This is a genomic window from Nitrobacter sp. 62-13, from assembly GCF_001896955.1.
Classification (GTDB): Bacteria; Pseudomonadota; Alphaproteobacteria; order Rhizobiales; family Xanthobacteraceae; genus Nitrobacter.
On sequence record NZ_MKRN01000143.1, the window covers coordinates 1 to 9,553 of the forward strand.

Annotated in this window: 11 protein-coding genes; 4 read left to right on the top strand and 7 right to left on the bottom strand. The window is 63.8% G+C overall.

What is annotated here, in order from left to right; all coding sequences use genetic code 11:
- On the top strand, positions 1-391 hold a 391-nt coding region (locus tag BGN91_RS10410; protein WP_292612866.1), incomplete at its 5' end, for an outer membrane beta-barrel protein.
- Between the two features lie 141 nt (positions 392-532).
- Here BGN91_RS10410 and BGN91_RS10415 read toward each other — a convergent pair.
- The 4 genes from BGN91_RS10415 to BGN91_RS10430 all read right to left on the bottom strand — a co-directional run bounded on the left by BGN91_RS10415 (position 533) and on the right by BGN91_RS10430 (position 3,414).
- On the bottom strand, positions 533-748 hold the full coding sequence (locus tag BGN91_RS10415; protein WP_292612868.1) for a cold-shock protein: 216 nt from the start codon (positions 746-748) through the stop codon (positions 533-535).
- Between the two features lie 239 nt (positions 749-987).
- Positions 988-1,842, bottom strand: a complete 855-nt coding sequence (gene rlmJ / locus BGN91_RS10420; protein ID WP_292612870.1) for a 23S rRNA (adenine(2030)-N(6))-methyltransferase RlmJ — start codon at positions 1,840-1,842, stop codon at positions 988-990.
- A gap of 185 nt (positions 1,843-2,027) precedes the next feature.
- On the bottom strand, positions 2,028-2,717 hold the full coding sequence (locus tag BGN91_RS10425; protein ID WP_292612872.1) for a ribonuclease T2: 690 nt from the start codon (positions 2,715-2,717) through the stop codon (positions 2,028-2,030).
- Positions 2,718-2,958: 241 nt separating this feature from the next.
- On the bottom strand, positions 2,959-3,414 hold the full coding sequence (locus BGN91_RS10430) for a hypothetical protein (RefSeq protein WP_292612873.1): 456 nt from the start codon (positions 3,412-3,414) through the stop codon (positions 2,959-2,961).
- 336 nt (positions 3,415-3,750) lie between these two features.
- Here BGN91_RS10430 and BGN91_RS10435 point away from each other — a divergent pair, with 336 nt between their 5' ends.
- Together BGN91_RS10435 and BGN91_RS10440 are read left to right on the top strand one after the other, a co-directional pair.
- Positions 3,751-4,044: a hypothetical protein gene (locus BGN91_RS10435; protein WP_292612875.1), complete on the top strand. Its 294-nt coding sequence runs from the start codon at positions 3,751-3,753 to the stop codon at positions 4,042-4,044.
- A gap of 53 nt (positions 4,045-4,097) precedes the next feature.
- Positions 4,098-4,628 carry a DUF3617 family protein gene (locus BGN91_RS10440; protein ID WP_292612877.1) on the top strand — a complete coding sequence of 177 codons (531 nt, stop codon included), beginning with the start codon at positions 4,098-4,100 and terminating at the stop codon, positions 4,626-4,628.
- Between the two features lie 36 nt (positions 4,629-4,664).
- Here the strand turns inward: BGN91_RS10440 and BGN91_RS10445 are convergent, their stop codons facing one another.
- The 3 genes from BGN91_RS10445 to BGN91_RS10455 all read right to left on the bottom strand — a co-directional run bounded on the left by BGN91_RS10445 (position 4,665) and on the right by BGN91_RS10455 (position 8,713).
- Entirely contained in the window at positions 4,665-6,302 is a 1,638-nt protein-coding gene (locus BGN91_RS10445) for a HisS family protein (protein ID WP_292612879.1), read from the bottom strand.
- 294 nt (positions 6,303-6,596) lie between these two features.
- Positions 6,597-8,258: a pilus assembly protein TadG-related protein gene (locus BGN91_RS10450; protein ID WP_292612880.1), complete on the bottom strand. Its 1,662-nt coding sequence runs from the start codon at positions 8,256-8,258 to the stop codon at positions 6,597-6,599.
- A gap of 11 nt (positions 8,259-8,269) precedes the next feature.
- The gene (locus BGN91_RS10455) at positions 8,270-8,713 is read right to left on the bottom strand and encodes a TadE/TadG family type IV pilus assembly protein (protein ID WP_292612882.1); all 444 of its coding nucleotides are present in this window, start codon (positions 8,711-8,713) and stop codon (positions 8,270-8,272) included.
- Between the two features lie 250 nt (positions 8,714-8,963).
- Between BGN91_RS10455 and BGN91_RS10460 the strand changes: the two genes are divergently transcribed.
- On the top strand, positions 8,964-9,553 hold a 590-nt coding region (locus BGN91_RS10460; RefSeq protein ID WP_292612884.1), incomplete at its 3' end, for an aminotransferase class III-fold pyridoxal phosphate-dependent enzyme.

Here is a 9,553-nt window from a genome sequence, read left to right on the forward strand (position 1 = left end):
CAACTGGCAGAGCGGGCCGCTGGTGTTCGGCCTCGAAGGCGACATCCAGGCCAGCGCCGCCGACGATACCTTCGCGCCGTGGAAATTCTCCAACCCGTGGTTCGGCACGGTGCGCGGCCGTCTCGGCTACGCCTTCAACAACGTTCTGGTCTATGGCACTGGCGGTCTCGCCTTCGGCGAACTGCGCGCCGAAACCTTCGGCCTGTCGGAATCCCACACCAACGCCGGCTGGACCCTGGGCGTCGGCGCCGAATTCGGCATCTACCAGAACTGGACCGCGAAGGTCGAATATCTCTATGTCGACCTGTCGAGCAGCAACTTCTCGATTACCGGCGCTCCGAACAGCTATCAGTACGGACTGGTCCGCGCCGGCGTAAACTATCACTTCTGACGAGAACCATACCGACGCGCTTCAAACTCCCGGCCCTCGCGGCCGGGATTTTTTTGCGTGACGGAAACGGGTCAGCGCGCACTGGAAACGCGCCACGATCATGCCTGTCGGAGAACAAACGCCGCGCGACGCGGCCTCCGGTCAGGACGAGATCACGAGATTGACCGCCTTGGGGCCCTTGCCCTTCTTGTCCGGCTCGACCTCGAATGTGACGCGTTGTCCTTCGGACAATTCCTTCAATCCGGCCTGCTCCACCGCCGTGATGTGAACGAATACATCGCGGCCGCCATCGTCTGGCTTGATGAAGCCGTAGCCGCGCTCCCCGTTGAAGAACTTGACCGTTCCAGTCATGGCCATCGGCAAAACTCCTCTCGCCGCATTGCATTCGCCGCCGCGCCCCCGCGCGCCAACGAGACCTGACATTCACCCCAGACATGCCGCCATCGCGGTCATCCCCGGAAAACGAAGCCTGCTTCGACCAGGCATTGCATCAAGGTATGGTCACTCGACCGCCTCCGATGCTGGAAGCGGAAGCGCGGCAGCTTAATACGGTTCCCGCGGGACTGACTACGGCGAAATTGCATGTAACGACCGGCTCAACCTCCGACCGCCTCCAGCCTGAATCTGGCGGCGCCGCCTTGCCCCAGCGGCTTCTCCAGCTCGGGGAGGATGAGCTTCAGCTCCGTCCTCAATGTCCACGGCGGATTGACGATCAGGAGTCCGGCCGCGGTGAGCGGACCGTCCGGCGTCTGCGGGGCGACACTGAATTCAAGCCGCAGGCATCTGCCGGCATCGCCTCCGACCGCGGCGCCGACCCTGCGGGCCAGATCGTCCGTCGCGCGGCGTCTTTTCGCCGGATACCACAGCATGTAGCAGCCGGTCGGCCATTTCGCGAAGGCCCCGGCAAATCCGTCGGCCAGCCGGTCAAACTCGTCCTTGTGCTCGAACGGCGGATCGATCAGCACCAGCCCGCGCCGCTCCTTCGGCGGCACGAAAGCGGCGAGCGCCATCCAGCCGTCGAGGTCGACCACATTGGCCTGAACATCGCGGCGCAGCGCACCGATCAGGTGCTTGCGGGCCGCGGGTTCGAGTTCGCAAGCCACCAGACGATCCTGCGGCCGCAGCAGAGCGCGCGCGATCAGCGGCGATCCCGGATAGGACTGCAGGCCGCGCTGCGGATTGAATGCCCGCACGATATCGAGATAAGGCGCGACCAGCGCGCCGACGGCATCCGAAAACCGCGCCTGCATCAGCCGCGCAATGCCGGTCAGCCACTCGCCTCCGCGTCCGGCTTCTTCGCCGGTGAGATCGTAAAGGCCGGCGCCGGCATGGGTGTCGATGACGCGAAACGCCGCCGGCTTCTGGTGCAGGTAGGTCAGGATGCGAACCAGCACGATGTGCTTGATGACGTCAGCGAAATTGCCGGCGTGAAAGGCGTGGCGGTAGTTCATGACAAAGCACTACGCGACCTGCGTCACCGCGCAAAGAGGCGGCGTTGTTCCGGACGCACCCAGGGCCCTTGCGATGCGGGTGCAGCGCCGGGCACCGCCATGGAAATCGCTGTTTGTTACGGCCCCGGATCAGCAACGCACCACGGAAGGCGCGCTGCGCAGCATCCGGGGCGAGCAGCCTTTGCTTAGCCCCCGCGCACCGGCGGCAGCACGACCTGATCCCTGCGGCAGGCGCGGCGGTCGATTTCCTCGCAGGCGCGGAATTGCAGGTCCTTGTTCATGCAGATCCGCACCTCGCTGAGCCTGGTGCGGTCGCAGATCACCGCGATCGCGGAGTGGCTGAGCCCGGGATTGTCCTTGATGAAGGCGCTCTCGATGTCGTCGGGCGCGATGCTTTTCGGCGCCGCCAGATCGATGAATTCCGCAGGAATCTTCACCGCGGCGCGGGCTTTGCGGACCATCTCGAAATAGGCCTGTGCGCCGAGGCCCGAGCAGGTTCCGTGCTTGTCCCACTCGCTGTAGATCAGGCCGGGCGCCGGCATCAGGTCCAGCATCGAGGACATGATGCGGCGATCGAGCCGCGGTGCGGGACGCTGGCAATAATCCGGAAAGCCGTGCTCGTATTGCGGCCACAGGCCGTGCACCACGAAAGAGAACGGTCGTCCGCCGCATTGGGACTGCTGCGACCGGCTGGTGTTGCCGCGCTCGGCCGCGACCGCGCAGAACGACGGCGACCACGACAGCGACAGCACATAGAAATCAAATGCCCCCGGTGCGTTCTGGCGACGATCCTGCGCCGCGCCCTCCGTCCACCCCGCAAACAGGATCAGCCACGACAGGACAGCCGCGGCGGCCGCGCGAGACACCCACCTCATGACGTCAAACTCCCAGCCCAGCCGACATCCGGCCCCAGTGGGCCGAGTCTAACACTCACACCGTGTTTCAGCGAGCGTTCTTGCGAATGTCAGGATCGAGCGATCACCGGCAACGATCAGGCTCGCAGCGGAGTTTTGGATTTGACAGACTTTGAATTTGACAGACGCAATGCGCTGCTTGATGCACAGCGCATGTCGAATTCGCGGCACGAACCGAATCCGCACCGTGTGGAGAATGCTCTCAGGGCTGCGCGGCGCGACAGGCCGGATTGTAGGCCCAGTTGCGATCGAGACCGACCACGCACCACTCCACGCCCTGTCCCATGCTGGCAAACCCGCCATCCTCGATGATCGAATAATGCACGGTACGGATCTTGCCGTCGCTGACCATCGCATCGGCGGTGCAATAGCGGCGCGGGATGTTATCGGACTGCCACGGCCGGAACGCTGTTTCATGAACGTTGCCATAGGCCGTGATTCGCAGCGGCGAATTCCAGAAGGCGCTCTCCTTCTCCCAGAATTCCGACGTGATGACCGGCAGTCCGGCCTCGCAGCCCGGCAACCGTCCCTCATAACCCGGTCCGAACACGGGGAAATTGACGGCCTGCGCCGTCGGCAGGGCGCCAAACAGTCCGAACGCTGCGCCGAGCGCCGCACCAAGGCCGGCTTTCTTCAAGGATGTGATAAGGTTGCGCATAGGAGCATCCGCCGGTGATCCGAGGCTGGTAATCCGATTCCACCATTTGCATCCCGTCGCGGCAGGGAGGTCTTGCAAATGTTTGGAATCAAAGGACCACTAGCAACTATCGGGTTTCTAGTGGAGTTTTGAATTTGACATTCGCCTGCCGAGGTTTTGCTGCAAAGTGGCCAGCAAATGTCAAATTCATTCCACCAGAGACGGTGCCGCGAAGCCCGCGCAAGGTCAAGTGCGGCGCGGCAACACTCGCCGCATAACTCCATATGACCGGCTTGCCGTTCTTTTCACGGCCCGCGCGGCGTTCTAAACTTCGACTCGGCAACGATGGAGATGACGATGAGATGGCTCGGAGCGGCTTTGCTGGCGGCGACTATGGCGGGCGCGCTGGTTTGCGGACCGGCACGAGCCGACTGGGTGCCACCGGTCAAGGGCAACGACACCGGCGGCATCATCTCCTATTCGCTGGTGGGAACCGGCGACGTCCGCGTGATCGCGGTCGATCACTGCGCGCACTACGGCAAGGTGGCGAAAATCCTCGGCGTCCAGGCCTATCCGGGCGGCTACATCTCGTTCGCCTGCCGGTGGGTGCCCTATGGCCCCGACCAGCCTCCGCTGCGGACCCGCTACTGAGCCGACCCTGATCCTTATCATTTGCCAGTTCTGATCCTCTGACGGAGCCTGCGATGCGACGCTCTCTTCGATGCTCGATTCCTTTCGTGGCGCTGGTGCTTTTCTCCGCGGCGCCGGCATTGGCGGAGGTGCAATTGCCGCTGCGCAAGGCCGGGCTATGGGACATCAAGGTCGATCACGAGGGCGCCAAAATGCCGGGCGTGACGGTCCAGCAATGCACCAGCGAAGCGGTGGACCGCGAATTCACCTCGGAGTTCGCGCCCTCCGCCAAGCAGAATTGCTCGAAGACCGATATCCAGAAAACCGCGGCCGGCTATGTCATGGATTCGGTCTGCATGATGGCGGGCGCGACCGTGACGTCGCATGCGGTGACCTCCGGCGACTTCAACTCCGCCTATACGGTGACGGTCACCTCGCGCAGCGAAGGCGGCAGACTCGGAACCCGCGACAGCAAGATCACCATCGCAGCGAAATGGTCCGGGGATTGCAAGGAAGGTCAGAAGCCCGGCGACGTGGTGATGCCCGGCGGCTTCAAGATGAACATGCGCGATCTCGAGAAATTCAAGTCGATGGCGCCGAAGTAGCGCAGGCCCTTCCCTTTCCCCTGGGGGAGAGGGGAACTAACTCCACCTCACGCCGTGGCGCGCGAGCAGCTTCTGCACCTCGGGGACGAGATCGTTTTCGCCGACTTCGATCTGCGCCTCGGCCTGCTTCTTCAGATACTCGGTGCGATCCTCGATCGAGGTCAGTTCGGCGCCCGCGATCAGGTCCTTGATCTGCACCTTGCCGTTGGCTTTCTCGTCGGTGCCCTGAATGATCGCGCACGGCGAACGGCGCTTGTCGGCGTATTTCATCTGCTGGCCGAGCGAATGCTTCGGGTTGCCGAGATACAATTCCGCGCGAATACCCGCATTGCGCAACTCCGCGACCATCTTCTGGTAGCCCGCAATGTCGCCGCCGAACACGGTGACGACCACCGGGCCCGCCTGGGGCTTGGTGTCGAGCTTGCCGAGCATCGTGAGCGCGGCCTGCAGACGCGACACGCCGATGGAGAAGCCTGTCGCCGGCACCGGCTCGCCGCGGAAACGCGAGACAAGACCGTCATAGCGCCCGCCGCCGCCGACCGAGCCGAAGCGCACCGGGCGGCCCTTCTCGTCCTTGGTTTCGAGCAGAAGCTCCACTTCGTAGACCGGGCCGGTGTAGTATTCGAGGCCACGCACGACGGAGGGATCGATGCGGATGCGGTCGGCATGGTAACCGCCGCTTGCGGCTAATTCGGCGATTAGCAAAAGTTCTTGAATACCAGACAACGCAAGCGGGCTATCGGCAAACTTATCTTGCAGCGCTTCCAGCGTGTGAAAATTGTTTCGGGCGTATTCTACGTGGATTTTCGTAGGTTCTGCTCCAAACAACGCGATATCTGATTCTATAACTTCTGAACCAATAATGGTGTCGCCCCTCTCAGGCGTTATGCCGTGAGGATCGTGCTCCCAAGTCGGAATATCAAAATCGGCAAACGACACAATGCGCTCTATTGCGCCAGCGCTAAGCCCAGCCCCCTTGGTGAAATCCCCGCTTTCATCCTTACGACCTTCGCCGAGCAATTGCCTCAGGCCCTCAACGCCCAACCGATCCAGCTTGTCGATTGCCCGCAGCACCGTGAGACGGCGTCCCGCGTTCTCGTCGCCGCCAAGGCCGATCGACTCCAGCACCCCATCGAGCACCTTGCGGTTGTTGACCTTCACCACGTACTGCCCGCGCGGAATGCCCAGCGCCTCCATGGTGTCGGCGGCCATCATGCACATCTCGGCGTCGGCGGCGGGCGACGCGCTGCCGACCGTATCGGCGTCGAACTGCATGAACTGGCGGAAGCGCCCCGGTCCCGGCTTCTCGTTGCGGAACACGTAGCCGGCGCGGTAGCTGCGATAGGGCAGCGCGAGGTTCTGGAAATTCTCCGCGACGTAACGCGCGAGCGGCGCGGTGAGATCGTAGCGCAGGCTGATCCACTGCTCGTCGTCGTCCTGGAACGAGAACACGCCCTCGTTGGGGCGATCCTGATCGGGAAGGAATTTTCCCAGCGCGTCGGTGTATTCCATCGCGGGGGTCTCGACCGGCTCGAAGCCGTAGCGCTCATAGACCGCGCGGATTTTTTCGGTCATCGCGCGCGTGGCCGATATGGCGGCGGGGCCGCGATCCTCCAGCCCGCGCGGCAGGCGGGCGCGAAGCTTTTGCGGCTTTTTCGGTTTCTTGTCGGACATCTGACCCACGGTCGCGGAACGTTGCCTTACTACGCTTGCGTAGTAAGGTTGCATGGAGTCACGGGTTATCAGCCGACGCCCAGACGGGCAAGGCGGCCTTTCCTCCCTCTCCCCTTGCTGGAGCCGAGACGAGCGAAGCTCGCTCTTAGGGTGGCGGGAATTCGCGAAGCGAATTTGAGCCGGATGAGGGGTTCTCCGATGGAAAAGCCTCCTCACCCGCCCTCGCTTTGCTCGGGCACCTTCTCCCGCAAGGGGAGAGGGAAAAGAAGGCAAGTCTCGCCTGATCCTTGCCGCTCAATTCACCAGCACCGCGCCGTCGCAGCGGATGCCGGAGACCCAAACGTCGGCCTGCCCGATGCCGATGCCGAGCGTCGCCAGAACCTGCGCCAGCACCTGATCGATCGACGCCGTGGCGCCGCCGATGATTCCCGTCACGGTCGGCCCGAGGCCGGGGACCGGCAGACCGAGCGGTCCGACATTGACCTTGAGCGTGAGATCGCCGAGCAGGCTCGCGGTCAGCGACGAGGTGAAATCGGTGGAGGTCACGGTCTTCTTCGTCTGCGCGGAAATGTCGGAATAGCTAAAGTCGACCGAGGTCGGCGTGGTGTTGCCCATGCCGGCATGGGCGCGACCGGTCACGGTGACCGCGCTGAGATTGACCAGCGTCGCCGCGCCGGGATCCGGCTTGCTGGTGAAGTTGGTCATCTCGGCCACTGAGACGTTGCCGATCCATGCGTCGACGATGCCGGGCGTGACGCCGAGGGTGGCGGTCGACGCCGTCACGTCGGGGCGGCTGCAACTCACGCCGTCGAGCGTTGCGGTCCCGGACGCAACCTCGACATACAGAGGCAGATTGACGGCCGGCACCGCGCCGCTGCCGAGCAGCTTGATCGATACCAGGACACGGGTCTGCGCGGTGTGCACGCTCGCGCCCTGTGTGCCCACCGTCATCCAGCTCGCCCCTTGCGGATGCTCGCCGATCGTCGCCAGGACGGACACGGCGGCGATGCCGGGCAGGCCGAGATTGACGGACGCCGCAATCTGGTTGGTGCCGTTGGCGATCGCGCCCGTCGCCGACAGCAGGTCGAACAGCGACGCGCTGACGCCGGTTTTCGGTTTCGAGCCGACCATCATCGCCGAATAGGGGCCGACGTCGATCAGCGTTCCCGGCACGATGGTGGTGGTCACCCCGGCAAGCGCCAGAGAGATGTTCGACAGCGCCGCCGTCGCCGCGTTCAGGCCGTTCGCCGCCTGCTGCGCGCTCAGCATGGCGGCCACGATGTCGGCGACCTTGACGTTGCCCGACAGCACGGAATCGTAGGTGACGCCGGTCAGGTCAAGCCGCGTCGCCAGCGCGTTGAGGAAATCGAAGGCGTCGATGTGGGCATCGATCAGCGCCTGATAATCCATCACCGACAGCGACAGCGTCGTCCCCAACATGCGGCCCAGCACCGCATTGAGCAGGCCGCCGTTGAGCGCGAGCAGCCGCGAGCCGATGGCGAACGACGCCATCGCGGTGCTCGCCGCGGTGGCGCGCGTGGTGACGTCGAAGTGATTGCCGCCGGCGAACACGCGCGCGAAGTAAAGCGGAGTTTGCGTGCGCATCGTCACCCGCGCTGCGTTGGCGGCTCCGGTCGCGGGAGTCGCAAAGCGCGCCTGCGGCGCAAGCGCGGCGTTCGCAGTGTAGGTACCGAGTTCGACCGACACCAGCGCACTCGCCGGATAGCCGTTGGCCGTTATGGTGGCGGCCGCCGCGTTCCTGGCCTTGCCGATGTTGCCGGCGGCCACAATGGCCGCAAGGTCGGCCGCGCTCTGCGACTTGCGGCGATCGGCATAGATCGAGCCGATATCGACGCCGAGCGCGGCGCAGCCAAACAGCAGGATCATGCAGACGGCGCCCATGATCGCGAAGTTTCCGCGCGTATCCGAGACAAAACGCCGAAGCAGGTTTGGCATCGCACGTCCCCTCAAAAGCCGCCGAACGGGATCGCCGCCGAGCGGACGATGGTGGTGGGCGGCGACGGCACGAATGGCAGCGCGTAGATGAAGTTGCCGGAGGCGTCGTAATTGACCGTAACGACGAAAACGTCGCTGCCCGACGTTGCCGCGCTCACCGACAGATGGGCCGGCTGCAGAAGCGGATACGAGCCGACATTCGCGGTGATGTAATTTTCGGCGAGACTCACCCGTTCGGTCTCGCTCAGGCCCGCGACCGAGGAGCGCGCCGCTTCGGCGGCGAGTTGCTGCACGCCGTGCACCATCGTGAAGTAGGCGCCGAACACGACGATGCCGAACACCAGCACCAGGAACAGCGGCAGCAATATCGCGAACTCGACTGCGGATGCGCCGCGGGAGCAGCGCGCCAGCCGGCGAAAATCGGAAAAAGCGAAGCGTGTGGCGAAGAGCGTCATACGGCCTATTGAGACATACAACCATTAAGTGTGAGTGAATGAATTAATACACTAAAGGTGGTATATACATCCGCCGACGTTCGCCTGCTCCGGAGCAGCCTTTGCAAGTCCCGCTAGGGGCCTCCAACACAATTCGCGCAACGTCGCGATGTACATGAGCCCAATGCGGCAAACCGCATTTCGCAGCCTTGCAAAAAGGGTTTAGGCTAACGCCAAACATTGCCGAGACATCATAAAGAAGAGGCCTTCGATGCTAGACAAGAGCCCTGCCCCGCCCGCGCCGAACGATCTGGCCGCGTTCTGGATGCCGTTCACCGCCAACCGCGCCTTCAAGGCGTCGCCCCGGCTGATCGCCGGCGCCAAGGGCATGCACTATTTCTCAACCGACGGCCGCAAGATCATCGACGGCGCCGCGGGCATGTGGTGCTGCAATGCCGGTCACGGCCGCCCGGAAATCGCATCGGCGATCGGCAAGCAGGCCGAGACGCTGGATTTCGCGCCGCCGTTCCAGTTCGGCATTCCGCAGGCGTTCGAGCTTGCGAACCGCGTCGCCGCGCTCGCGCCGAACGGACTCGATCACGTGTTCTTCTGCAATTCGGGATCGGAGGCCGCGGACACCGCGCTGAAGATCGCGCTGGCCTATCATCAGATCAACGGCCAGGGCAGCCGCATCCGCCTGATCGGCCGTGAGCGCGGCTATCACGGCGTCGGCTTCGGCGGCACCTCGGTCGGCGGCATCGTCAGCAACCGCAAGATGTTCGGCGCGCTGCTCACCGGCGTCGACCATCTGCAATCGACCTACGATCGTGAAAAGCAGGCCTTCAGCAAGGGCGAGCCCGA

Coding starts and splice junctions, on each gene's coding strand:
- BGN91_RS10415 (WP_292612868.1), bottom strand. CDS start 748: ATGGCCATGACTGGAACGGTCAAGTTCTTCAACGGGGAGCGCGGCTAC.
- rlmJ (WP_292612870.1), bottom strand. CDS start 1,842: ATGAACTACCGCCACGCCTTTCACGCCGGCAATTTCGCTGACGTCATC.
- BGN91_RS10425 (WP_292612872.1), bottom strand. CDS start 2,717: ATGAGGTGGGTGTCTCGCGCGGCCGCCGCGGCTGTCCTGTCGTGGCTG.
- BGN91_RS10430 (WP_292612873.1), bottom strand. CDS start 3,414: ATGCGCAACCTTATCACATCCTTGAAGAAAGCCGGCCTTGGTGCGGCG.
- BGN91_RS10435 (WP_292612875.1), top strand. CDS start 3,751: ATGAGATGGCTCGGAGCGGCTTTGCTGGCGGCGACTATGGCGGGCGCG.
- BGN91_RS10440 (WP_292612877.1), top strand. CDS start 4,098: ATGCGACGCTCTCTTCGATGCTCGATTCCTTTCGTGGCGCTGGTGCTT.
- BGN91_RS10445 (WP_292612879.1), bottom strand. CDS start 6,302: ATGTCCGACAAGAAACCGAAAAAGCCGCAAAAGCTTCGCGCCCGCCTG.
- BGN91_RS10450 (WP_292612880.1), bottom strand. CDS start 8,258: ATGCCAAACCTGCTTCGGCGTTTTGTCTCGGATACGCGCGGAAACTTC.
- BGN91_RS10455 (WP_292612882.1), bottom strand. CDS start 8,713: ATGACGCTCTTCGCCACACGCTTCGCTTTTTCCGATTTTCGCCGGCTG.